Origin of the sequence: Microbacterium oleivorans NBRC 103075, assembly GCF_001552475.1 — a bacterium.
Taxonomy (GTDB): domain Bacteria; phylum Actinomycetota; class Actinomycetes; order Actinomycetales; family Microbacteriaceae; genus Microbacterium; species Microbacterium oleivorans.
Window position 1 is genome coordinate 327,486 of sequence record NZ_BCRG01000002.1, and the last position, 23,714, is coordinate 351,199.

Below are 23,714 nucleotides of genomic sequence, written 5' to 3' on the forward strand. Positions count from 1 at the left end.
GCACTAACATGACGTGCCGGAAACGCGCGGGAGGAGACCAGCATGAGCATGCTGCGCACCAAATCGGTCGAACAGTCGATCGCGGACACCGAAGATCCGGAGTTCACCCTCAAGAAGTCACTCTCAGCGCTCGATCTCACCGTGTTCGGGGTGGGCGTCGTCATCGGCGCGGGCATCTTCACCCTCACCGGGCGCGCCGCGCACGACGTCGCGGGGCCGGCGATCGTCATCAGCTTCATCGTGGCGGCGATCGCCTGCGGCCTCGCGGCCATGTGCTACGCCGAGTTCGCCTCCACCGTCCCGGTCTCGGGATCGGCGTACACCTTCTCCTACGCCTCCCTCGGCGAGCTGTTCGCGTGGATCATCGGGTGGGACCTCATCCTCGAGATGTTCCTCGGTGCGAGCGTCGTCGCGCAGGGCTGGAGCGCCTACCTCGGATCCCTCATGGAGCAGCTCGGCGCCCCGATCCCCGCAGCGATCGGATACGGCGGGACCGTCGATCTCATGGCGGTGCTGCTCGTGATCGTGCTCGGTGTGTTGATCACCGTCGGCATCCGCGAGTCCATGCGGGTCAACCTGGTCCTCGTCGCCGTGAAGCTCTTCATCGTGCTCTTCGTCATCATCGCGGGCCTTCTCTTCGTCAACCCGGCGAACTACTCGCCGTTCGTTCCGGATGCCGCCCCTCGCGACAACGGGTCCGGCCTCACGCAGCCGCTCCTTCAGTTCTTCTCCGGGATCGAGCCGACGGCGTTCGGTGTCGGGGGGATCTTCGCGGGAGCCGCCCTCGTGTTCTTCGCCTACATCGGCTTCGACGTCGTGGCCACCACCGCCGAGGAGACGAAGCGCCCGCAGCGCGACCTTCCGATCGGCATCATCGCCTCGCTCATCATCTGCACGATTCTCTACGGCGCCGTCGCCCTCGTCGTGACCGGCATGGTGCCCTACGACAAGCTCGACCCCGCCGCCGCCCTCGCCAACGCGTTCGCGTTCCACGGCCAGACCTGGATGGCCACGGTCATCTCGGCGGGCGCCGTCGCAGGACTCACGACAGTCGTGCTTACCCTCATGATCGGTGCGACCCGCATCATCTTCGCGATGTCGCGCGACGCCCTCCTGCCGCGCCGGCTGGCGAAGGTGCACCCCCGATTCCGCACCCCGTGGGTCATCTCGCTCATCGTCACCGTGGTCGTCGCCCTCGTCGCCGGCCTCACGCCCGTCGGTGTGCTCGAGGAGATGGTCAACATCGGCACCCTGTCGGCGTTCGTGCTCGTCTCGGTCGGCGTCATCGTCCTGCGCCGCCGTCGGCCGGACCTCGAGCGCGGGTTCCGCGTGCCGCTCAGCCCCTGGCTCCCCGCGGTATCGGCGGCCGTCTGCATCTACCTGATGCTGAACCTCACGGTCGAGACGTGGCTCCGCTTCCTCATCTGGCTCGCCATCGGCTTCGTGATCTACTTCGCCTACTCCCGGCGGCACTCGCGTCTCGCGAAGGGCGGCGACCTGTACACGGCTCCGGCGGGGACAAGCCGGAGCTGACACCGCGCACTGAGTCGTCAGGTCCCCGCCGGACCGTAGACTCGATGCGTCAGGGCCTTTAGCTCAGCTGGTAGAGCGCCACGTTTACACCGTGGATGTCGTCGGTTCGATCCCGGCAGGGCCCACTTCAAGCATCCGCCGTCGGCGACCTGCCGTCGGTCAGCGCGGCGTCCAGTGCCGAGCCGTATGGGTAGGCTGAGGACAAGCGAGTTGTGTGCGACGAACAAGCGCGCCCTCGCTCGATCCCTCCTTCCTGGCACGATCTGCCAGGCGACGAAAGGCCTCTTGTGACTGTCAACGATCAGGATCCGTACTCGCAGGGCCCGCAGGACAGCGACCCGGAAGAGACGTCGGAGTGGCAGGATTCCCTGCGTCAACTCGTCGACGCTCGCGGTGCGAGCCGCGGCCGCGAGATCATGCTGAGCCTCCTTCAGAGCTCGCGCGAACTCCACCTGAATGTCCCGCAGGTCCCCACCACGGACTACATCAACACGATCCCCGCCGACAGCGAGCCGGAGTTCCCCGGTGACGAAGAGGTCGAGCGCCGCTACCGCCGCTGGATCCGCTGGAACGCGGCCCTTACGGTGCACCGCGCTCAGCGTCCCGGCATCGGGGTCGGCGGTCACATCTCGACCTACGCGTCGTCCGCAGCCCTCTACGAAGTCGGTTTCAACCACTTCTTCCGCGGTCCCGACCACTCCGGTGGCGGCGACCAGGTCTTCTTCCAGGGGCACGCCTCCCCCGGCATGTACGCCCGTTCCTTCCTCGAAGGAGGCCTGACGACTCAGCAGCTCGACGGCTTCCGTCAGGAGGCGTCCGCGGCTCCCCACGGTCTGCCCTCGTACCCGCACCCGCGGCTCATGCCGGACTACTGGCAGTTCCCGACCGTCTCGATGGGCCTCGGTCCGATCAACGCCATCTACCAGGCGATGACGAACAAGTACCTCACCAACCGTGGCATCAAGGACCTCACCGACTCGCACGTCTGGGCTTTCCTCGGCGACGGTGAAATGGATGAGGTCGAAAGCCGCGGCCAGCTGCAGGTCGCCGCGAACGAGGGCCTCGACAACCTGACCTTCGTCGTCAACTGCAACCTCCAGCGCCTCGACGGTCCCGTCCGCGGCAATGGCAAGATCGTCCAGGAGCTCGAGAGCTTCTTCCGCGGGGCCGGCTGGAACGTCATCAAGGTCGTCTGGGGCCGTGAGTGGGACGACCTGCTCGCCCGCGACAACGAGGGCGCGCTGCTGAACCTCATGAACAGCACCCCCGACGGTGACTTCCAGACGTACAAGGCCGAGAACGGCGCGTACGTCCGCGAGCACTTCTTCGGTCGCGACGAGCGCGCTGCCGCCCTGGTCAAGGACTACTCGGACGAGCAGATCTGGAACCTCAAGCGCGGCGGTCACGACTACCGCAAGGTCTTCGCGGCGTACAAGGCGGCCATGGAGCACAAGGGCCAGCCGACCGTCATCCTCGCCAAGACCGTCAAGGGTTACGGCCTGGGTCCGCACTTCGAGGGGCGCAACGCGACGCACCAGATGAAGAAGATGACCCTCGACGACCTCAAGATGTTCCGCGACGAGATGCACATCCCGCTCACGGACGCTCAGCTCGAGGAGAACCCCTACGAGCCCCCGTACTACCACCCGGGCGCCGAGGACGAGACCATCAAGTACATGGTCGAGCGTCGCCGGAACCTCGGTGGCACGCTGCCGCAGCGCCGGAGCACCTACACGTCCCTCACCCTCCCCGACGACAGCGTCTACGCGCTGCCCAAGAAGGGTTCGGGAACGCAGGAGGTCGCCACGACGATGGCGTTCGTGCGCCTGCTGAAGGACCTGCTGCGCACGAAGGACTTCGGCCACCGCATCGTGCCGATCATCCCCGACGAGGCGCGCACGTTCGGTATGGACGCGTACTTCCCGACCGCGAAGATCTACAACCCCAACGGCCAGAACTACACGTCGGTCGACCGCGAGCTGCTCCTTGCCTACAAGGAGAGTCCGCAGGGCCAGATCATGCACGTCGGCATCAACGAGGCCGGCGCGGTCGCCGCGTTCACGAACGTCGGCACGTCGTACGCGACACACGGCGAGCCGCTCATCCCGGTCTACGTCTTCTACTCGATGTTCGGCTTCCAGCGCACGGGCGACGCTCAGTGGGCTGCCGGCGACCAGATGGCGCGCGGCTTCATCATCGGTGCGACCGCCGGGCGCACCACCCTGACGGGTGAGGGCCTGCAGCACGCCGACGGACACTCGCACCTGCTCGCCTCGACGAATCCTGCGACGGTCTCCTACGACCCCGCGTACGGCTACGAGATCGCGCACATCGTGCAGTCGGGCCTGGAGCGCATGTACGGCGGGGAGCACTCCGACCCGAACGTCATGTACTACATCACCGTCTACAACGAGCCCATCGTCCAGCCCAAGGAGCCGGAGGACGTCGACGTGGATGGCATCATCCGCGGCATCCACCGTGTCTCGGCCGGCGAGGGTGAGGGTCACCGCGCCCAGATCCTCGCCTCGGGCGTCGGCCTGGCCTGGGCTCACGAGGCGCAGAAGCTCCTCAAGGACGACTGGGGCGTCGTGGCCGACGTGTGGTCGGTGACCAGCTGGACGGAGCTCCGTCGTGACGGCCTCGCCGCCGACGAGCACAACTTCCTGCACCCGACCGACGAGCCGAAGACCGCGTACATCACCGAGAAGCTCCGCGACTCGGAGGGCCCGGTCGTCGCCGTCAGCGACTTCATGCACGCCGTTCAGGACCAGATCCGCCAGTGGGTCCCCCGTCGGTATGCGACGCTCGGCGCCGACGGCTTCGGCTTCTCGGACACCCGTGCGGCAGCACGACGTCAGTTCAAGATCGACGGTCCGTCGATCGTCGTCCGCACCCTCCAGGCGCTGGCCGAGGACGGCGTCATCGACCGCGGGCTGTCCGCGCAGGCGATCGAGAAGTACCGTCTGCACGACGTCAACTCCGGCACGTCCGGCAACGCGGGCGGCGAAGCCTGACCCGCGAGATGGGCGAACGGCCGACCGCCCAGGAGAAGGCGGAGACACTTGCGTGGCTCCGCCGGATCTCGGGTGATCTCGCGACCACGACGCTCCGGAGGCTCGAGGAGTACCTGCCCTGGTACGCCGAGATGCCTCCGGGGCGCCGGTCGGCCGTGGGGCTGGTCGCTCAGTCGGGCATCTCGTCGTTCATCGACTGGTATGACGACCCGAACTCCACGCCGTGGATCGCGGCGGACATCTTCGCGTCCGCACCCCGCGAGCTTCTGCGGAGCATCAGCCTCACTCAGACGCTCCAGCTGATCCGCGTCACCGTCGAGACGACGGAGGAACGCGTCGCGGGGCGTGGGAACGGGCTCCGCGAAAGCATCCTGCTCTACTCCCGCGAGGTAGCCTTCGCCGCCGCCGACGTCTATGCACGTGCGGCTGAGGCTCGCGGGCTGTGGGATGCCCGACTCGAAGCGCTCGTCGTCGACTCGATCCTCACCGGCGAAGCCGACGAAGAACTCCCGAGCCGGATCGCCGCCCTCGGGTGGCACGGACACGGAGAGGTCGCCGTCCTGGTCGGCACGACTCCCCCGCAGCTCGACGTCGACCAGGTCCGCCGCACCGCCCGAAAGCTCGGCGTCGACGTGCTCATCGGCGTGCAGGGCTCCCGGCTGGTGCTGGTCATCGGACGGGCGGACCAGAGCGGGCGCGAGGATGCCGAGGAACTCCCGTTCTCGGAGATCGCGACACGTCTCGAGCCGGGGTTCGGAAGCGGACACCTCGTCCTGGGGCCGACGGCATCCGCACTTCTGGACGCCGGGCTCAGCGCGCGCGCCGCTCTGGCGGGGTTCGCGGTCGCGAAATCGTGGCGGAACGCGCCGCGTCCCGTCGATGCCGATGATCTGCTGCCCGAGCGGGCCCTCGCGGGCGACCCGCTCGCCAAGTCGACGCTCATCGAACGCATCTACCGACCGCTGCAGGCCCACTCGACCGACCTCGTGACGACGCTGTGGAGCTACCTCGACAACGGGCGCTCGCTCGAGGCGACGGCGCGTGAATTGTTCGTGCACCCGAATACGGTCCGCTACCGGCTCAAGCGCGTGTCGGATGTGATCGGCTGGGATGCTACCGGCCCCCGTGAGGCGCTCATCCTGCAGACCGCGCTCATCCTCGGTTCCATCGGCGCCGACGTGACACGCCGTCGCCCCGCGCGTCGATCCTGACCGCAGTCCTGTACGACTCGAACAAACGATCCGCGCTTTGTTGTGCGCTGACCGACAGCATGACCGACCCGAACTTGCAAGGATGGAAACTGTGATCATTGCCGTCTTCCCGGGCCAGGGTTCTCAGACCCCCGGGTTCCTCGCCCCGTGGCTCGAGACCGAAGGCGCGCGCGAGTTGCTCGAGCAGTACTCCGCCTACGCAGAGGTCGACCTGGTCGCCGCAGGGACCGAGTGGGATGCCGACCGCATCCGTGACACCAAGGTCGCCCAGCCCCTCATCGTCGCGGCCAGCCTCCTCTCCTGGCGTGCGCTCGTCGACGCCGGCCACCGGCCCGACGGCGTCGCGGGTCACTCCGTGGGCGAAATCGCCGCGCTCGTCGCCGCATGTGTCCTCACGGACGAGGACGGCATGCGCCTCGTCGGCATCCGCGGTCGTGCGATGGCCGAGGCCGCCGCCCTCGAGACGACCGGCATGAGCGCCGTCGTCGGAGGAGACGAGGCCACCGTCCTCGCGCGCCTCGACGAACTCGATCTCACTCCCGCCAACTACAACGGCGGCGGACAGATCGTCGCCGCCGGCGCGCTCCCGGCGCTAGCCGAGCTCGGTTCCGACACTCCGCGTGGGAGCCGCGTGATCCCCCTGCAGGTGGCGGGCGCATTCCACACGCGCTACATGGCACCGGCGGTCGAGACCCTCCGCGCCGCAGCGGCCGAGGTCGCGGCATCCGATCCGTCCCTCACCCTCTGGAGCAACCGCGACGGCGGCACCGTCACCGACGGCCGTGCAGCCCTCGACCTGCTGGTCGCGCAGGTGGCGAACCCCGTCCGCTGGGACCTCTGCATGGCATCGTTCGCGGAGAACGGTGTCGCCGGCATCATCGAGCTCGCACCGGCGGGCACCCTCGTCGGACTCGCGAAGCGCGGGCTGCGCGGCGTACCGTCTGTTGCGGTGAAGACGCCCGAGGACCTCGCCGCCGCGAACGCCCTCCTGACCGGAGAGAACGCATGACCCCCCAGCTGACCCAGGCCACCGGTGCTGCGCACACCCGCATCTACTCGTACGGAGCTGCGCGCGGCGAGAACGCCGTCCCGAACGAAGACCTGATCGAGCCGATCAACTCCAGCGACGAGTGGATTCGCCAACGCACCGGCATCATCACCCGCGTCCGGGCGGATGCCGGCACCACAGCCATCGATCTCGCCTCTGACGCCGCCGCCGAGGCCATCGAGCGCTCCGGCATCCCGGCCGACAAGATCGACGCCGTCATCGTCGCGACGATCTCAAACCCGAAGCAGACGCCTTCGGTCTCCGCGATCGTCGCGGACCGCGTCGGCGCGAACCCTGCGGCCGCCTACGACTTGAACGCCGCCTGCGCGGGCTTCGCCTACGGCGTCGCGCAGGCCGACGCGCTCATCCGAGCCGGCGCCGCCCACTACGCCGTCGTCATCGGCACCGAAAAGCTCAGCGACGTCGTCGACCCGACCGACCGCTCGATCTCCTTCCTCTTGGGCGACGGAGCGGGCGCGGTCGTCATCGGACCCAGCGACACCCCCGGCATCGGCCCGACCATCTGGGGATCCGACGGCTCGAAGGCCGATGCGGTGGGCATGAGCCACACGCTGACCGAGTTCCGCGATGGTCTGGCTCCGTGGCCGACTCTCCGCCAAGAGGGCCCCACCGTCTTCCGGTGGGCTGTCTGGGAGATGGTCAAGGTCGCCCGTCAGGCGATCGAGGCCGCCGGGATCACGGCAGACGACCTCGCCGCCTTCGTGCCTCACCAGGCCAACATGCGCATCATCGACGAGTTCGCGAAGCAGCTGAAGCTTCCCGACACCGTCGTGATCGGTCGCGACATCGAGACGACGGGCAACACGTCGGCGGCATCCATTCCGCTGGCGACACACCGCCTTCTCGAAGAGCACCCCGAGCTCAGCGGCGGACTCGCCCTGCAGATCGGTTTCGGCGCCGGACTCGTGTTCGGCGCACAGGTCGTCGTCCTCCCGTGACGATGCCCGTCCCCCACCTAAACTGACTACCGGCCCGGCTGGGCCCGACCACCACAAAAGGAGAAATCCCATGGCATTCACCAACGACGAGGTCCTCGCCGGCCTGGCCGAGCTCATCACCGACGAGACCGGCATCTCTTCCGACGAGGTCGCCCTCGAGAAGTCCTTCACGGACGACCTCGACATCGACTCGATCTCGATGATGACGATCGTCGTCAACGCCGAGGAGAAGTTCGGCGTCACGATCCCCGACGACGAGGTCAAGAACCTCAAGACCGTCGGCGACGCCGTCACGTACATCTCGTCCAACCAGGCCTGATCCGCGCGTCCGGTGGGGGTTCGCCCCCACCGGAGCAGCACGAGGGAATCATGAGCAACACGCGAATCTTCGTCACCGGCATCGGTGCGACCTCCCCCATCGGCGGCACCGCGAGCGAAAGCTGGGCGGCGCTCCTCGACGGCGCGTCCGGCACGCGCACGCTCGAGCACGACTGGGTCGAGCAGTACCAACTGCCCGTCACGTTCGCCGCCGAGGCGAAGGTGCGCCCTGAGACGGTTCTCGACCGTCCCATCGCCAAGCGCCTCGACCCGTCATCGCAGCTCGCGATGGTGGCCGCGAAGGAGGCCTGGGCGGACGCGGGTGCTCCCGAGGTCGACCCGGAGCGTCTCGGCGTCGAGTTCGCCACCGGCATCGGCGGCGTCTGGACGCTGCTCGATGCCTGGGACACCCTGCGCGAGAAGGGCCCGCGTCGCGTCATGCCGATGACGGTCCCCATGCTCATGCCCAACGCCGCAGCCGGCAACCTGTCACTGCACTTCGGCGCCCGCGCCTACGCCCGCACCTTCGCGAGCGCCTGCGCGTCGAGCACGGAGTCGATCGTCAACGCGCTCGAGCACATGCGCGCCGGTCTCGCCGATGTCGTCATCGCCGGTGGGACGGAATCGGCGATCCACCCGATCACGATCGCATCGTTCGCATCGATGCAGGCGCTCTCGCGTCGCAACGACTCCCCCGAGACCGCGTCGCGGCCCGGCAGCATCGACCGCGACGGTTTCGTCATGGGTGAAGGCGCTGCCGTTCTGATCCTCGAGACCGAAGCGCACGCGAAGGCACGCGGCGCGAAGATCTACGCGGAGCTCGTGGGCGGCGGCGTGACCGCCGATTCGTACCACATCACTGCCAACGACCCCGAGGGCACCGGCGCCGCGCGCGCCGTCCGCCTCGCGCTGGACATGGCGGATGCCGCTCCTGACGAGGTCACCCACGTCAACGCGCACGCCACCTCGACGCCCGTCGGCGACCCGAACGAGTACGTCGCCCTGAAGACCGTGTTCGGCGATCGGGTGGACGAGATGCCCGTGTCGGCGACGAAGGCGTCCACGGGCCACCTACTGGGCGGGACGGGGGCACTCGAGGCCATGTTCACGGTGCTCGCGCTCCGTGACCGCGTCGCTCCCCCGACCATCAACATCACCGAGCCCGACCCGGCCGTGCCCTTCCGGCTATCGGGCGATGCCGTCCCCCTCGGCGACGGAGATCAGCTGGCGATCAGCAACTCGTTCGGCTTCGGCGGACACAACGCCGTCGTCGCATTCCGTTCGGTCTGACGCTTCACACAACGACATACGCCCCCGGGAAGCCACCGGGGGCGTATGTCGTTCAGATCAGGCGGGGCGGCAACCGCCCCGGTCTCCGGGAAGCCATCCGAAGCCGGTCGAGGCCCGCTCACCCCGCCTGAAAACCTTGTCGTCCTGGAGTGTCCGCTCGCGCGGAGCCGTCTCAGCCGACCTTGTGGAGCCAGACGACGGGTGCGTCGTCGCTCGCGTGGCGGAACGGTTCGAGCTCCTCGTCCCACGACGCTCCGAGCGCGACGTTCAGTTCGCGCTGAAGCTCGCTCATGTCGCCGGCAGCGATCTCCATCGCGTAGCGGATGCGATCCTCGCCCACGACGACGTTTCCTGCGGCATCGGTCTGTGCGTAATGGATGCCGAGGCTCGGCGTGTGAAGCCAGCGACCACCGTCGCTGCGAGGCGTCGGATCTTCCGTCACCTCGTAGCGCAGGTGCTCCCACCCGCGCATGGCGGTCGCGAGAGCGGCGCCGCTACCCGCGGGACCCTCCCAGTAGAACTCCGCGCGACGGCTGCCCGGCTGGACAGGCTGGTCAGCCCAGTCGAAGCTGACGGCGTGCCCGAGGGCGCGACCAGCAGCCCACTCGAGGTGGGGACACAGCGCGCGTGGCGCTGAGTGAATGAAGATCACTCCGCGCACGTGAGGTGTAGCCATCGATCTCTCCGTTTCGTTCAGGTACGTCTTCCCCTACGACCTGATGGAGAGTGCTGGCCGGATATCCGGTTGTGCCGCCATTATCGCCCATTAGCCGCAGAAACCACAACCGTGTCATTCGGCGGCACCGAAGGCGGATCGCGCTCCCGTCAACCCCATAGGTGGAGCGGGGCGACACACCGACCCTGGGAGCTCAGAGAACACCGGACGAAAGGAAGACGATGACCGACAACACCCCCCACACACGCGACGCCGATGACGCACATGCCGATGACGCTGCACCCACCGATGCGGTCAGCGACGAGGTGAAAGAAGACGCCGCCCGCGCCGGCAATGAGGTCCCCGAGGATGACGCCGACGGCAGCTGAGCCGGCCGCCGCGGCGACGCTCCTCGGCCGCACTCTGCGGCGTGTGTTCGTCGCGGCGCAACGTGTTCGCTCACCGCGGCCGATCCACCCCCGCGGTCTGACTCTCGGCGGGAATGTCTTCTGGGGTCACCGTGACGGCACATCCGGCATCCACTGGATCGATGACCCCGCGCCCGGCGACCGGACGGAGATCGTCGCGCGCTTCTCGCGCTCCCTGGGACTCCCTGATCACCTGCCCGACATCCTGGGGCTGGCGCTCCATGTAAAGACGGACACGGGCCACGCCGACATCGAGCTCGCTTCCACCGGCTCCGGCGTCCCGTTGCGGTTCGTCCTCATACCGCGTTGGCGACCGTCCCGGGGTGTTCTGACCACGCTCGTCCCCTATCGGGGAGACAACGGCCCGGTCCTGCTGCGCGCGCGTCCACTCCGCCCCTCGCTCCCATCTGGTCTCGGCGACATCGACGAAGAGTTGCGCTCTGCCTCGTGGCAGCTCACCCTGTCGTACGCGACGCCGGGCGGGGCGTGGCATCCATTCGCACTCTTGAGCCTGGACAGCCGCGACGACGCCGCCGACATCCGCTTCGACGCAGGACGCCACATCATCCCGGGAGCCCGCACGTACCCGTGGGTGAGGGCGATTCGGCAACCGTCGTACGACGCCGTCCAGCGTCACAATCGGTAGGGCGGGTGGGACTTGAACCCACGATCGTCGGGTTATGAGCCCGCTGCCTTGACCAGCTTGGCCACCGCCCCCTGTGGAGACGAGCTTATCGCCCGCGCCGATCCTCGTCCTTCACGGGCGGTTCCGGCCAGACCTTCGATACCGCTTCGGTGAGACGCACGGATCCGGTCGACGGACGCTTGCCGTCGGCGGCATCCCCACTTCCCCGTTGGATCGGAATCTCCTGGCTCTCGCTGACCACCTGCGGGTGGTAGCGCGCGAGCTGGAAGACGCCGGTGACGGCGAGAGCGCCGGCAATCGCGAAACCGATGTACGCCCCGAGCGGTGCGCCACGCGCCTCGTCGAGGATGGCGAGACCGATGATGATCGCGACGATGGGGTCGATCACCGTGAGCCCGGCGATGACGAGGTCGGGTGGACCGGACGAGTACGCGGTCTGCACGAAGTAGGCGCCCATCGCCGTGCCGGCGAGAAGCGCGACGATGCAGAGGACCGTCAGCCACTCGAAGTCGCCGTTCGCGATCCGGTTGATGATGACCTTCGCGAGCGTCGCGACGAAACCGTAGACGACGCCCGCGGCCACGATGTAGAACAGTGCCCGCATCCGCTTGCGCAGTGTGACCCACAGGGCGGCGAGGACCACCACGACGCCCAAGAGGATCCACAGAACGGTCAGCAACTGTCCGTCACTGATCGGACGCTCGGTCGCATACAGCGCGGCGACCGTGACGAAGATGAAGATGCCGCCGACGCAGAGTGCGATCGAGGTGATGGACCGACGCGTCGGCGTGTGCCCGCTGATGCGCGCGTTCAGCAGCGTCGTGATGACGAGCGAGATGGCGCCGATGGGCTGGACGAGGATGAGCGGCGCGAACGACAGCGCCGCCAGCTGACAGAGGATCGCGAGGCCCAGCATGACGGTGCCGAGCACCCAGGACGGACGCGTGAGTAGTCGCACGAGTTGACCACCGGTGAGGCCGGACACCCCGGCCTGTGCCGTCAGCTTCTCGACTTTTTGCACGCCGCGGTGCTGGTACTGCGCGCCGAACGACATGAAGACAGCGCCGACCACCGCGAGGGGGATGCCGACCAGGATCGCCGGATTCTGGAACACGCCCACCAGTTCATCGGTGAGATCATTGATCGTCGTCCCGGGGAGAATCACGCCTCGACGATACCCGCCGCGCGGCTCGTTAGGCTTCTGACGTGGCCGTACTTCCGATTCGCATCATGGGCGAACCCGTCCTCCATTCCGTCGCCGCTCCCGTCGCTGAGGTGACGGACGAGATCCGCACGCTCGTCGCCGACATGTTCGAGACGATGGACACGGCGCCCGGTGTGGGTCTCGCTGCTCCCCAGGTGGGCGTGGGGCTCCGCATCTACACGTACTCGTATCAGGACGACGACGGCGAGCCCTGGCGAGGCGTGCTCATCAACCCGGAGCTGTGGATGTCACCCCCGGAGCCCGGCTCCCCCGATCCGGATGACGAGTCCGAGGGGTGCCTGTCGTTCCCCGGCGAACGGTTCCCTCTCCGCCGCGCCGACGAGGTTCACGTCACCGGCACCGACCTCGACGGTGCCGAGGTCCGCATCCGCGTCGACGGATGGCGTGCCCGCATCATGCAGCACGAGTTCGACCACCTCAACGGCATCCTCTACATCGACCGACTGTCGGACTCGGACTGGAAGACGTCGCAGAAGATCGCACGCAAGCGCGGCTGGGGCAAGCCAGGACAGAGTTGGATGCCGGGCGTCGACGACCTCGACGCCTGAGGTCTGCCTCGTGGAACCGTGGGAGCTGCACGGGTGGTTCGAGGACTTCCTCGACGCATGCAACCGGCATGATCTTGAGGCCGTGCGCGACCTCCTCGACGCCGGCGTCCGCCGCGCACACCTTCCCGGCGGCGCGGACGCATGGATCGAGGATCTGGCGGATCTCTTCCACGGCTTCCCCGATTGGCGGTGGAAGTCGATCCAGGTGGTCGCGGAGGATGACCGCATCGCAGCGCATGTCCGCGGGGGCGGCACGCACACCGGTCCGTGGCGCGGGATCGCGCCGACGCGTCGACACGTGAACGTCGCGGAGTTCTTATTCCTGCGCCTCAGCGGGAACCGGGTAGTGGCGTCGACGCGATCCGGTGACGCGGAGGTGCTGGCGCAACTGACCGCATGACTTGATGTCCGCTCTCCTCCGTACGATGACGGGGTCGGCCGGAGAGAGGGATGCCGGTTGGGTTCGAACAGACGCTACGCGGCGAGCATCGACGCGCGGATGGACGATCGCATCCTGGAGCGCGTCGCCGCGCAGGGCGCGTTGCAGTCCCTCACGACGGACGAGCTCGAACTCGACAGGAAACAGGTGACGACCGACCCTCGACCGCGACGAGTGCGCGCATGGGTGCGCTTCGGCGCGGAGCCGATCCTCGTCGAGGCGGAGCTGTGCATGTGGACTGACCGCGCCGCGGCGATCCGGTTCCGCGTGGGGTCTGCCGAGCGCAGGTGCTGGGTGTGGTCGGGCGCCGTCCTGCAGGACTGAGGCTCGCGCGTCCCGGGGCATTGCTGCGGATCAGCGCGGAGCAGGCTCCAGAGCATTCGTTGTCCGTGTGAGGACCATGACAGCCAGCGGAGCCGATGCGATCGTGAGAAGCTCCGCGAAGAGCGAGACGTTCATCGCCGCCGAGTAGCCCGGGAGACTGTCCGCGGCAATCGACATCCGGCTCGAGACCGTGACGAACGTCGTCGAAGCGATCCAGAGCCCCCACCACCAGCCGAGCAGCGTCGCACGGACGTCGGCCCGCGATGCCACGATGAGGTCTTTCATGTTCTGGAAGGGGAACCAGAACGCGATCACGGGGATGAACCACGACACGACGTGCCACACAGGAGTGCGGCGCGTGCTCATCGGGTTGGCCGCGCGAACGCGGACGGCAGCGCGGTACTGCCACACCACCCAGCAGATACCCGCCGCGAGCAGGCTTGCTGCAGACGCCAGTGCGACGAACGACGACAGTGTGTCGTACAGCTCGAGTGCCGATAGCGGTGCCGTCCCCCGGCTGAATCCGTCGATGGCATTGAGGCCCCACGCCTCGACCAGGACGGTCAAAAACGATGTGGCGGCGCTCACCAGGATGAGGATGCGGGTTGCTCCGGCGATACCGCGAAGCGGGCGGACGACGGCCGACGTAGCGGCGGCCGGATAGGCGCCGGGGTAGCCGATCGACGTTGGCGTCTGCTCGGATCCTGGAGCTGCCGGTGCGGCGTGTTCTGTCCAGTCGACGCCGTTCCAGTAGCGGAGCTCATTGCCCGCGTGCGGTGCCGGATACCACCCGGCAGGCGTGCTCGTTCCCTCGGTCATCGCGTCTCCCCCGACGTTTCTCGCTCGATCCATCTGGCACACTATCGGATCGGCAAGGGCCCGTCGGCCGCAACGGTCACCGCTCCTCAGACCGAGCTCGCCGCCGATAGCGCGCCTCACGAGCGGCAACATGAACACCGAGCGCTGTCACCCCGAGCACCAGCGCGATCACAAGCGCGAAGAAGGCCGCGTCGTGCCCGGCGCCGTAGCGGAACGCCGCCCACACGAGCACCACCATCGAGATGACCCCGAGGATCGCGCCCGCACGCTCACCCCAGCTCCAGACCGTCGACCGCGTGACTTGAGTGTCCATGCGCTCAGCATGAGGGGCATCGCAGCCGAGACACAAGGGCTCTGAGGCCGCCGGCGACGACGACATCGGTCCGGCAAACACGAAAGCCCCCGGAGAACCGGGGGCTTCGAGGTGTGGCTCCCCGGCTTGGACTCGAACCAAGAACCTATCGGTTAACAGCCGATTGCTCTGCCAATTGAGCTACCGAGGATCAGTCACCCGCTACCGGGCAACCACACAATCGTAGCAAAGCTCGAGGGGTGCTCGTGACATCAGCCGGCGATGCGTGTCGCCTCATCGGGCGTCCAGAGCACGTCGTCGAGGCGCGGACCGACGCCCACGGGATGCCCCGCCCGGAGGACGAGAACCTGCGCGCCCAGATCCGTCACGAGGTCGCGCTCGTTGGTGACCACGAGCAGAGCCATACCGTCCGCCGTGCGCCGGAGCAACGCATCGCGCACGGCCGGACGGACGTCGACGTCCAGGTTCGCAAGGGGCTCATCCGCGATAAGCACCTTTGGATCCAGCACCAGGCTACGGGCGATCGCAACCCGCTGTCGCATGCCGGAGCTCAGCTCGTAGGGGTACTTCTCCGATGCGCCGATCGGCAGCTGCAACTCATCCAGAAGGGACGCGACCCGGAGCGCCAGCGCACGCTCGTTGACCTTGCGGTCGCGCGCGGTGATGGGCTCGGCGACGATCTCGGAGATGGTCAGCCGCGACGGAAGAGTCGAGTTGACGCCCTGTGCCAGATGCCCCGTCCGGTACGCCCGGATGCGGCGGGCCCTTCCGCCCGCACGCAGTGAGATCCCCGCGACCTCCCCCATCCCGCCGACGACGCGGAGGTCGCGATGGTCGGCACCCGCGAGGCAGGACGCCAAACTCGACTTGCCGGAGCCGGTCGCTCCCATGACCGCGATCGTCTCGCCGGGGAGTACACGGAGCGACACGCCGTCGACGACGCGCGTGTCGGCCGACGCGCGAGCGATCGACAGATCCGACGTGTAGATGGCGGCATCCGGATCGGTCACTCGAGGCATGCGATCCATCCTCTCCGCTCCGGCCGGCGGGCGCCAGTCGGACAGCCGTCTCTCAGACCTGTTCCGCCAGGGTGCGCCGACGCTGGTCGAGGTCGCGCAGCGCCACCCGGACGACTCGGCCCTCCTCGGACTCCGCCGATACCCGCTGAACGGCGCCGAGGAGCTCAGCTTTCTCCCGGTCCATGGCCCGTAACCGCAGGCGCAAGCACATCGCGCGAGCTGACGCCTTCGCCTCGACCTCCGTGAGCGCCGGGAAAGATGCGGTCAGCAATTCCGCGGCCAGCCCGCGATACGGCTCGCGGGTCGCGTCCACGGCCGCCGTCGACCACCCCACACGGGATCGATCCGGCTGAGCGACCACGGCCTGGCGGACGGCTTCCAGCGCCGGGTGCTCCATCGGAATCTCGAGCGCGGCATTCACCTCGTCCGCATCCAGCACATGCCCGTACTGCAAGACGCCCATCAGCGCATCGCGCTCGAGCGTGACGCTGGCCGTTCGCGGCAGTGTCGCGACCGATACCCGGACCGACGCGGCCGCCTCATCCGTCGTCTCGGCGGGCGCAGGGGTGCGCTCACGGGGGCTGTGGGTCCCTCGCGCAGCCCGCTCGACGGCGGGCGTCACTTCGCTCAGATCCATACCGAGCTTGCGGGCGAGGACACGCGTGTACCCGGGGCGCAGCGACGGGTCGCGGATCTCCGCGACGATGGGCGCGGCTGCGCGAAGCGCCCCAACCCGCCCTTCGACACTCCGGAGGTCGAAGCCCGCGAGCTTCTGATCGATCACGAACTCGAACATCGGCGCCTTGGCGTCCATGAGGGCGCGAACGGCGCCGTCACCCCGGTTGAGTCGTAGATCGCACGGGTCGAGCCCGTCCGGCGCGACGGCGACGTAGGTCTGCGCGGCGAACCGCTTCTCGTCCGCGAAGGCGCGCAGCGCGGCCTTCTGGCCCGCGGCATCCGGGTCGAACGTGAAGATCACCTCACCCGCAGCACTGTCGTCTCCCATGACCCGGCGCAGCACGGTGATGTGGTCCGAACCGAACGCGGTACCGCAGGTCGCGATCGCCGTCGTGATCCCGGCGAGGTGGCACGCCATGACGTCGGTGTACCCCTCGACGACGACGACCCGGTGCGAACGCGAGACGTCCTTCTTCGCCAGATCGAGTCCGTAGAGGACCTGAGCCTTTTTGTAGATCGGCGTCTCGGGCGTGTTCAGGTACTTCGGACCTTGGTCGTCGTCGTACAGCTTGCGCGCGCCGAAGCCGATCGTCTGCCCGGTGAGGTCGCGGATCGGCCACACGACGCGACCACGGAACCGGTCGTAGACGCCCCGCTGCCCCTGCGAGACGAGACCCGCCGTGGCGAGCTCCTCGTCCGTGAATCCCTGCGCACGGAGGGCATCGCGCATGTTGTTCCAGCCCTTGGGGGCATAGCCAACGCCGAAGTGTGCGGCGGCCCCGGCGTCGAAGCCCCGCTCACCGAGGAACCGACGGCCGGTTTCCGCCTCGGCCGTCGCCAGCTGCGTGCGGAAATACTCCGCGGCAGCCGTGTTCGCCTGGTAGAGCCGGGTGCGTCCACTGGTCTCGGGGGCGGCACCGCCGTCTTCGTAGTGCAGCTGGTACCCGATGCGCGCCGCGAGGCGTTCCACCGCCTCCGTGAACGACAGGTGGTCCATCGCGCGGAGGAACGAGTACACATCGCCCGACTCGCCGCATCCGAAGCAGTGGTAGTAGCCGGCCTGCGGACGGACGTTGAAACTCGGGCTCCGCTCATCGTGGAACGGGCAGAGGCCTTTCATCGACCCGACACCGGCGGACTTCAGTGCGACCCGCTCGCCGACGATGTCGACGATGTTCGTCCGAGCCTTCACCTCGTCGACGTCCGCCTGCCGGATGCGCGCCATCAGAGGCCTTCGATGGGCTCGGGAAGCGCGTACCCGGGGTTCGCGGCGGCACGCGACCCCGCCGGCCACAATCCGAGCTCGCGCAGGTCGACCGGGCCGACGAGGGCCGCGTGCCATTCGATGGCGAATCGGTCGGTCAGGGTCGCGACCTGGTCGACGACGACGCGCTTGCGCTCGGCATCCGTCGTCGCTGCGGCGAAGTCGACCGCGTGGACACGGTCGAGATTCTCCGGCCGCTCGAGAAGGGCCGACGCGAGGCGCTTCAGAACGCGCCGCTGCTCCTTGTAGAGACCCTTGCGACCGTCGATCGAGACCACGAAGGCGCCGATCGTGCCCTTGAGCACGGCCATCTCGGCTTCGATGACGCGCGGCACCATCATCCGACCGCGGTAGCGCGTGAGCGCGGGGGTGTCGTAGTGCTCCCGCGTCGCTGACGTGGCGGCGCGGGCGAAGCGTCCGATGAAGTCGGACGTGAGGTTCTTCAGGCGGCCTACGGAGGCGCGGGTGCCGTCGAACTCCGTCATCCACTCGGGAAGCCGCACCAGGCGGTAGAGAGCGTCCGCCAACTCGTCTCGGCTGAATCCGAGCCCCACCCACGCCTGGATCGCCGTGAGCAGGGATTCACGCTCGCGGGGGTCGGCGAGGCGGCGCGGGTCGAGGTAGCCGTTGAGGACCGCGTCCTCGAAGTCGTGCACGGAGTAGGCGATGTCGTCCGAGAGGTCCATGACCTCCGCCTCGATGCACCGGACGCGCCCGGGAGCGCCCTGCCGCATCCAGTGGAAGACGGCCTCGTCCTCGGCGTAAACCCCGAACTTCTGCCGGCCGCCGGGATCGGGGATCGCGTGATCGGCTGTCCAGGGGTACTTGCAGGTGGCGTCGAGACTCGCCCGCGTGAGGTTGAGCCCGAAGCTCTCCCCGTCGTCATCGACGACCTTCGGCTCGAGGCGCGCGAGGATGCGGAGCGACTGCGCGTTGCCCTCGAACCCGCCGATGTCCTCGGCCCAGTCGTTGAGCGCACGTTCGCCGTTGTGTCCGAACGGCGGATGCCCGAGGTCGTGACTCAAGCACGCGGTGTCGACGACGTCGGGTGACAGCTCGAGAGCGATCGCGAGCTCGCGACCCACCTGGGCGACCTCGAGTGAGTGGGTGAGGCGGTTGCGCGCGAAATCGTCGGGGCTGGCGGGGCTCAGAACCTGCGTCTTCGCGGCGAGGCGCCGGAAAGCGGCCGAGTGCAGCACCCGCGCGCGGTCGCGGGCGAATCCATCGCGCAGCGAACGATGCTTCTCCGGGTGGAACCGCTCGGCGTCGTGGTCGTCGTAGCCTGTGGGACGCCCGGACGCGACGCCCACGCTCGCGCCGGTCACCGTCTCAGCCGCCACTGGTGTCGAGCTCCGCGTCTGCCAGGGCCGTGGATGCCGCATGTCCGATCTCCCGCGAGTCGAGCCAGCCGTCGGGGAGAGCGGGGCGCTTCGGCGTTCCCGCCCGGCCGCGCTGGCCCTCTGCGGCAGCGCCGGGGTAGGGCGCGTCGAGGTCGAGCGTCGCGAGCAGCTCGTCGATCTCCTCGAGGCTCGACGCCGTCGCGAGCTTCGCGCGGAGGTCACCACCGACGGGGTACCCCTTGAAGTACCACGCGACGTGCTTGCGGATGTCGCGGCAGCCGCGGTCCTCACTCTCGAAGAACTCGACGAGCAGCTCCGCGTGACGGCGGAACGCGGCCGCGACGAAGCCGAGGGTCGCGTCGACGGGGTCGGCCGCGTGGCCGGTGCCGAGTTCGCGCGCGAGGTCTCCGAAGAGCCAGGGGCGGCCGAGGCATCCCCTTCCGACGACGACTCCGTCGCAACCGGTCTCGGCCATCATGCGGCGGGCGTCCTCTGCCGACCAGATGTCACCGTTGCCGAGCACGGGCACGCTCGTGACCGTCTCCTTGAGCTTCGTGATCGCCGACCAATCGGCGTGACCGGAGTAGAACTCCGAGGCGGTCCGCGCGTGGAGCGCCACGGCCGCGACGCCGGCGCCCTCGGCGATGCGACCGGCTTCGAGGTACGTCAGGTGATCCGAGTCGATCCCCTTCCGCATCTTGACCGTGAGGGGAACGGCTCCAGCCGCCTTCGCGGCGCGCTCGACGATCTCGCGGAAGAGCTCCGTCTTCCACGGCAGTGCCGCTCCGCCGCCCTTGCGGGTCACCTTCGGCACGGGGCAGCCGAAATTGAGGTCTACGTGGTCGGCGTGGTCCTCCTCGACGATGATGCGGACGGCGGCTTCCACGGTCGCCGGATCGACTCCGTAGAGCTGGATGGACCGCGGCGTTTCGGACTCGTGGTGGCGGATGAGGCGCATCGTCGTGGCGTTGCGCTCGACGAGCGCGCGCGTCGTGATCATCTCGCTGACGTAGAGGCCGGCGCCGTACTCGCGGCAGAGGCGGCGGAACGCCGTGTTGGTGATGCCCGCCATGGGGGCCAAGACGACGGGCGCGTCGAGGGTGATGGGCCCGATGCGCAGCGGCGCGGGGGGTGCGAGGGTCGTGGACATATCCTTCACATTCTCCCAGACAGCGAGCGCATCGGGCATCTGCGCTCGCCCTATCGTGGAGACATGACCGAGATCCCCCCTCTCCGCGACATCCCGTTCGTTACGGCAGACGGAAAGGAGGCGACACTCGGCGGCTTCGGCGACAAGGCTTTCCTCATCGTGAACGTCGCCTCCAAGTGCGGGCTCGCTCCGCAGTACGAGCAGCTCGAGGAGCTGCAGCGCCAGTACGGTGACCGCGGTCTTCAGGTCATCGGCTTCCCGTGCAACCAGTTCATGGGCCAGGAGCCCGGCTCGATGGAGGAGATCCTCGACTACTGCGCCGTCAACTGGGGCATCACGTTCCCCATCATGGACAAGGTCCGCGTCAACGGGTCGAGCGCCGCTCCCCTGTACAAGGCGCTGAAGAAGAGCCCGAACGCCGAGCGGGCGAAGGGTCCTGTCATGTGGAACTTCGAGAAGTTCCTTGTCACCCGCGACGGCGAGCTGCACCGGTTCCGCCCGCAGACGAAGCCGAACGAGCCCGAGGTCATCAGCGCGATCGAGAGCGCTCTCGCCTGACTCCCCCGAGAACGACGAGGGCCGCATCCCGACACCGGGATGCGGCCTTCGTTCTTCTCGGGTCAGTTGGCGGCGGGTGCTTCCGCACGCTCGGCCCACACCTGGCGGGTGATCTGGGCGAACGCGGCGGCGGGCTGAGCGCCGCTGACGCCGTACTTCCCGTCGATCACGAAGAACGGCACACCCTGGATGCCGTAGGCCTGCGCCTGCGCCTGGTCGGCACGCACCGCCTCGAGGTAGCGGCTCGACTCGAGTGCGTCGCGCGCGGCGTCGCGGTCGAGGCCCGCCTCGCCGGCGAGATCGGCCAAGTCTTCGATGCGACCCACGTGACGCCCCTCGGTGAAGTACGCCGACATGAGGCGCTCGGTCATCTCCTTCTGCTTGCCCTGCTCTTTGGCGAAGTGCAGCAGTTCGTGAGCCTTCACCGTGTTGGTGTGCTTCAGGATGTCGAAGCGGTAGCCGAGCCCGGCGTCGGCGGCGACGCCGGTCACGCGCTCGAGCATCTGCTCGACCTGGTCCGCCGGCATCCCCTTGTACTGGGAGAGGAAGTCGATCTCGGTGCCCTCGAAGTCCACTGGGGTGTCAGGAGACAACTCGTACGAGTGGAAGGTCACCTCCACACGGGGAGCGTCGGCATCCGTCGCCGCCTCCGCCAACCCGGTCTCGAGGTTTCGTTTTCCGATGTAGCACCACGGGCAGGCGATATCGCTCCACACGTCGATCTTGATGGGGTCCGTCACACCGCGTGCAACGCGCAAGAGCCCTGGTCGTATTCCCTGCGCCGCTTCTAGGCTGGCCGGATGCTCTCGGCAGACGACCCGCTCCCGTACCCGCCCCGCCGCGTCGTGATCGCGGGGACGACCGGTGTCGGCAAATCGACCCTCGCGCGCCGCCTCGCGGAGCTCTGGGATCTGGAGTACACCGAACTCGACTCCCTCTTCCACGGCCCCGGCTGGACCACGCGACCCGAGTTCGTCGACGACGTGCGCCGCGTCGCCGGCGGCGAACGCTGGGTGTCGGAGTGGAACTATTTCAGTTCCGGCGGCGGGCAGATCCTCGGCGAACGGGCGGACCTCGCTGTGTGGCTCGACTTCCCGCGCCGGATTGCGCGCGCCCGGCTCCTGCGCCGCACGCTCAGCCGCCGCATCCGCCGTCAGGTCCTCTGGAACGGCAACGTCGAGCCGCCCCTGTGGACCGTTCTCCGCGACCCCGACCACATCCTCCGGTGGGAGATGCGCACGCACGCCACCTGGAAGAGGCGGATGCCGGTGGTCGCCGCTGAATACGGCCTTCCCGTCGTGCGGCTCACCCACCCCCGTGCGGTGGAGCGCTGGCTCGCGGGCGCGGCCGCCGACGTCGTCGGCTGAGGTCAGGAAGCGGTCGGCGCGTCTTTCGCCCCACCGAACCGGCGATCGCGAGACAGGTAGAGCTCGATCGCGCCCCACAGGTCGGAGCGGGAGAAGTCCGGCCACAGCGTGTCGAGGAAGACCATCTCGGCGTACGCCGCCTCCCAGAGGAGGAAGTTACTGGTGCGCTGCTCGCCGCTGGAGCGGACGAAGAGGTCGACGTCTGGCATGTCCGGCACATAGAGGTGACGCCGGAGCATCTTCTCGGTGATCGCGGACGGCTTCAGCGTGCCCTTCGCGATCTCCTCGCCCATGGCTCGCATCGCGTCGATGATCTCGTGGCGTCCGCCGTAATTGACGCACATCGTCAGGGTCAGGCCGGTGTTGGCTGCGGTGAGCTGTTCGGCGTACTGCAGTTCCTTGATCACGGAGCCCCACAGCCGAGGCTTGCGGCCCGCCCACCGGATGCGGACGTTCCACTCGTTCAGCTGGTCGCGCCGCCGGTGCAGCACGTCCCGGTTGTATCCCATGAGGAAGCGCACCTCCTCGGGAGAGCGAGCCCAGTTCTCCGTCGAGAAGGCGTAGACGCTGAGGTGCTTCACCCCGGCCTGCACGGCGCCGGCGACGACGTCGAGCAACACTTCCTCGCCCGCCCGGTGACCCTCGATGCGTGTGAGTCCCCGCCGATTCGCCCAGCGGCCGTTGCCGTCCATGACGATCGCGACGTGTGCGGGGACCGAGCCCTTCGGGAACTCCGGTGGGTGGACGCCGGTCCAGTCGAGGGCACGGTAGGGCACCGCGTCGCGATGCGTGTAGGGCTTGGGACTCACCGGGGCGCCTCCAGGTGGGACAGGGAACGGATGCCGCGTTCAGTGTGCCACTGCGCGTAGGCGGCGATGAGCCCGGACGACGCCGCGGTCGCGCCGTGGGATGCGGCATCCACCTGGTCCCACTCCCCCGCCAGCAGCGCGCGCATGAGATCGCCGGTCTCCGGGTTGACACGCGGCGACCCGGCGGGAGCGCATGCCGAGCAGACGATGCCGCCCAGCTGCGCGACGAACCAGTCGTGCGGGCCGGGGGCTCCGCACCGGGCGCACTCCCGAAGCGAGGGAGCCCATCCCGACAGGGACATGACACGGAGCAGGTAGGAATCGAGGACGGAGCGCGGAGCGTGATCGCCACGGGCGAGGGCGCGGAGCCCCCCGACGAGCAGCAGGTACTGCTGCGGCGTCGTCTCCGCCTCGTTCAGCCGGTCGGCCGTCTCCGACATGGCGGAGGCCGCCGTGTACCGGTCGTAATCCGTCGCGATGTCGGCCCCGTAGGCGCCGAGGGATTCCGCCTGCTGCACAATGTCGAGGGTCCGGCCCTTGTACATCTGCACGTCGGCGACCATGAACGGCTCGAGCCGGGCGCCGAACTTGGAAGACGTGCGACGCACGCCCTTCGCGACCGCGCGCACCTTGCCGTTGCGACGGCTCAGCAGAGTCAGGATGCGGTCCGCCTCCCCCAGCTTGTGGGTGCGAAGGACCACGACCTCGTCGCGGTATGTGGGCACCCATCGATTATCCCGCGACGAGGGACAATGAAGG

Annotated in this window: 25 protein-coding genes and 3 tRNA genes; 15 read left to right on the top strand and 13 right to left on the bottom strand. The window is 68.3% G+C overall.

From position 1 onward, the window contains the following. Nucleotides 1-42 precede the first annotated feature (42 nt). The 8 genes from MO1_RS04165 to MO1_RS04200 all read left to right on the top strand — a co-directional run bounded on the left by MO1_RS04165 (nt 43) and on the right by MO1_RS04200 (nt 9,373). Complete coding sequence (locus MO1_RS04165) at nt 43-1,533, top strand: amino acid permease (RefSeq protein WP_060915276.1); 1,491 nt, start codon at nt 43-45, stop codon at nt 1,531-1,533. Between the two features lie 52 nt (nt 1,534-1,585). Then, nucleotides 1,586-1,658, top strand: a tRNA-Val gene (locus tag MO1_RS04170). A 162-nt stretch (nt 1,659-1,820) separates the two neighbouring features. After that, nucleotides 1,821-4,547 (top strand): pyruvate dehydrogenase (acetyl-transferring), homodimeric type, encoded by a 2,727-nt coding sequence (gene aceE, locus MO1_RS04175; protein WP_036308824.1) that lies wholly within the window; start codon nt 1,821-1,823, stop codon nt 4,545-4,547. Between the two features lie 8 nt (nt 4,548-4,555). Continuing rightward, on the top strand, nt 4,556-5,758 hold the full coding sequence (locus MO1_RS04180) for a PucR family transcriptional regulator (protein ID WP_036308822.1): 1,203 nt from the start codon (nt 4,556-4,558) through the stop codon (nt 5,756-5,758). A gap of 91 nt (nt 5,759-5,849) precedes the next feature. Continuing rightward, the gene (locus MO1_RS04185) at nt 5,850-6,767 is read left to right on the top strand and encodes an ACP S-malonyltransferase (RefSeq protein WP_060915277.1); all 918 of its coding nucleotides are present in this window, start codon (nt 5,850-5,852) and stop codon (nt 6,765-6,767) included. Further along, complete coding sequence (locus tag MO1_RS04190; RefSeq protein ID WP_036308819.1) at nt 6,764-7,765, top strand: beta-ketoacyl-ACP synthase III; 1,002 nt, start codon at nt 6,764-6,766, stop codon at nt 7,763-7,765. The genes MO1_RS04185 and MO1_RS04190 overlap by 4 nt, the downstream gene beginning before the upstream one ends. Nucleotides 7,766-7,835: 70 nt before the next feature. Further along, nucleotides 7,836-8,084: an acyl carrier protein gene (locus MO1_RS04195; protein ID WP_036308817.1), complete on the top strand. Its 249-nt coding sequence runs from the start codon at nt 7,836-7,838 to the stop codon at nt 8,082-8,084. A gap of 50 nt (nt 8,085-8,134) precedes the next feature. Then, nucleotides 8,135-9,373 carry a beta-ketoacyl-[acyl-carrier-protein] synthase family protein gene (locus tag MO1_RS04200; RefSeq protein ID WP_060915278.1) on the top strand — a complete coding sequence of 413 codons (1,239 nt, stop codon included), beginning with the start codon at nt 8,135-8,137 and terminating at the stop codon, nt 9,371-9,373. A gap of 172 nt (nt 9,374-9,545) precedes the next feature. On the opposite strand, the gene MO1_RS04205 is transcribed toward MO1_RS04200, so the two are convergent. Next, a complete protein-coding gene (locus MO1_RS04205) occupies nt 9,546-10,049 on the bottom strand; it encodes a DUF3145 domain-containing protein (RefSeq protein WP_060915279.1) in 504 nt (167 codons plus the stop codon). 221 nt (nt 10,050-10,270) lie between these two features. Here MO1_RS04205 and MO1_RS14700 point away from each other — a divergent pair, with 221 nt between their 5' ends. Next, nucleotides 10,271-10,417, top strand: coding sequence for a hypothetical protein (locus MO1_RS14700; protein WP_164499343.1), 147 nt, complete (start codon nt 10,271-10,273; stop codon nt 10,415-10,417). Next, a complete protein-coding gene (locus MO1_RS04210; RefSeq protein WP_060915280.1) occupies nt 10,398-11,102 on the top strand; it encodes a hypothetical protein in 705 nt (234 codons plus the stop codon). Before MO1_RS14700 ends, MO1_RS04210 begins: the two co-directional genes overlap by 20 nt. On the opposite strand, the gene MO1_RS04215 is transcribed toward MO1_RS04210, so the two are convergent. Both MO1_RS04215 and MO1_RS04220 read right to left on the bottom strand, forming a co-directional pair. Continuing rightward, nucleotides 11,100-11,173 (bottom strand) — tRNA-Ile (locus tag MO1_RS04215). The two genes, MO1_RS04210 and MO1_RS04215, sit on opposite strands and share 3 nt — an antisense overlap. A 14-nt stretch (nt 11,174-11,187) precedes the next feature. Further along, the gene (locus tag MO1_RS04220; RefSeq protein ID WP_060915281.1) at nt 11,188-12,267 is read right to left on the bottom strand and encodes a DMT family transporter; all 1,080 of its coding nucleotides are present in this window, start codon (nt 12,265-12,267) and stop codon (nt 11,188-11,190) included. Between the two features lie 41 nt (nt 12,268-12,308). Between MO1_RS04220 and def the strand changes: the two genes are divergently transcribed. The 3 genes from def to MO1_RS04235 are packed head-to-tail and all read left to right on the top strand — an operon-like array spanning nt 12,309 to nt 13,638. Beyond that, nucleotides 12,309-12,875, top strand: coding sequence for a peptide deformylase (def, locus tag MO1_RS04225; protein ID WP_076707874.1), 567 nt, complete (start codon nt 12,309-12,311; stop codon nt 12,873-12,875). 10 nt (nt 12,876-12,885) lie between these two features. Beyond that, nucleotides 12,886-13,275: an ester cyclase gene (locus tag MO1_RS04230; RefSeq protein WP_036308809.1), complete on the top strand. Its 390-nt coding sequence runs from the start codon at nt 12,886-12,888 to the stop codon at nt 13,273-13,275. 57 nt (nt 13,276-13,332) lie between these two features. Beyond that, on the top strand, nt 13,333-13,638 hold the full coding sequence (locus MO1_RS04235; RefSeq protein WP_060915282.1) for a hypothetical protein: 306 nt from the start codon (nt 13,333-13,335) through the stop codon (nt 13,636-13,638). A 30-nt stretch (nt 13,639-13,668) separates the two neighbouring features. Here the strand turns inward: MO1_RS04235 and MO1_RS04240 are convergent, their stop codons facing one another. The 7 genes from MO1_RS04240 to dusB all read right to left on the bottom strand — a co-directional run bounded on the left by MO1_RS04240 (nt 13,669) and on the right by dusB (nt 20,221). Beyond that, complete coding sequence (locus tag MO1_RS04240) at nt 13,669-14,457, bottom strand: DUF4328 domain-containing protein (RefSeq protein WP_036309444.1); 789 nt, start codon at nt 14,455-14,457, stop codon at nt 13,669-13,671. Nucleotides 14,458-14,533: 76 nt separating this feature from the next. Continuing rightward, the gene (locus MO1_RS04245; protein ID WP_036308807.1) at nt 14,534-14,770 is read right to left on the bottom strand and encodes a hypothetical protein; all 237 of its coding nucleotides are present in this window, start codon (nt 14,768-14,770) and stop codon (nt 14,534-14,536) included. 114 nt (nt 14,771-14,884) lie between these two features. Then, nucleotides 14,885-14,960 (bottom strand) — tRNA-Asn (locus MO1_RS04250). A gap of 61 nt (nt 14,961-15,021) precedes the next feature. Further along, the gene (locus tag MO1_RS04255; protein WP_235186026.1) at nt 15,022-15,789 is read right to left on the bottom strand and encodes an ATP-binding cassette domain-containing protein; all 768 of its coding nucleotides are present in this window, start codon (nt 15,787-15,789) and stop codon (nt 15,022-15,024) included. 52 nt (nt 15,790-15,841) lie between these two features. Beyond that, nucleotides 15,842-17,692, bottom strand: a complete 1,851-nt coding sequence (gene dnaG / locus MO1_RS04260) for a DNA primase (RefSeq protein WP_060915283.1) — start codon at nt 17,690-17,692, stop codon at nt 15,842-15,844. After that, nucleotides 17,692-19,071 (bottom strand): deoxyguanosinetriphosphate triphosphohydrolase, encoded by a 1,380-nt coding sequence (locus MO1_RS04265; protein WP_060915284.1) that lies wholly within the window; start codon nt 19,069-19,071, stop codon nt 17,692-17,694. The genes dnaG and MO1_RS04265 overlap by 1 nt, the downstream gene beginning before the upstream one ends. Next, on the bottom strand, nt 19,061-20,221 hold the full coding sequence (gene dusB / locus MO1_RS04270; RefSeq protein WP_036309442.1) for a tRNA dihydrouridine synthase DusB: 1,161 nt from the start codon (nt 20,219-20,221) through the stop codon (nt 19,061-19,063). The genes MO1_RS04265 and dusB overlap by 11 nt, the downstream gene beginning before the upstream one ends. Before the next feature lie 63 nt (nt 20,222-20,284). Here dusB and MO1_RS04275 point away from each other — a divergent pair, with 63 nt between their 5' ends. Beyond that, nucleotides 20,285-20,779, top strand: a complete 495-nt coding sequence (locus MO1_RS04275) for a glutathione peroxidase (RefSeq protein ID WP_036308796.1) — start codon at nt 20,285-20,287, stop codon at nt 20,777-20,779. A 62-nt stretch (nt 20,780-20,841) separates the two neighbouring features. On the opposite strand, the gene MO1_RS04280 is transcribed toward MO1_RS04275, so the two are convergent. Next, nucleotides 20,842-21,519, bottom strand: a complete 678-nt coding sequence (locus MO1_RS04280; RefSeq protein ID WP_036308795.1) for a DsbA family oxidoreductase — start codon at nt 21,517-21,519, stop codon at nt 20,842-20,844. Between the two features lie 60 nt (nt 21,520-21,579). Between MO1_RS04280 and MO1_RS04285 the strand changes: the two genes are divergently transcribed. After that, nucleotides 21,580-22,146, top strand: a complete 567-nt coding sequence (locus MO1_RS04285) for a P-loop NTPase family protein (RefSeq protein ID WP_036308794.1) — start codon at nt 21,580-21,582, stop codon at nt 22,144-22,146. Nucleotides 22,147-22,148: 2 nt separating this feature from the next. Here the strand turns inward: MO1_RS04285 and MO1_RS04290 are convergent, their stop codons facing one another. Continuing rightward, a complete protein-coding gene (locus MO1_RS04290) occupies nt 22,149-22,955 on the bottom strand; it encodes an isoprenyl transferase (protein WP_060915285.1) in 807 nt (268 codons plus the stop codon). After that, nucleotides 22,952-23,680, bottom strand: a complete 729-nt coding sequence (recO, locus tag MO1_RS04295) for a DNA repair protein RecO (protein ID WP_036308791.1) — start codon at nt 23,678-23,680, stop codon at nt 22,952-22,954. Before recO ends, MO1_RS04290 begins: the two co-directional genes overlap by 4 nt. Nucleotides 23,681-23,714 lie beyond the last annotated feature (34 nt).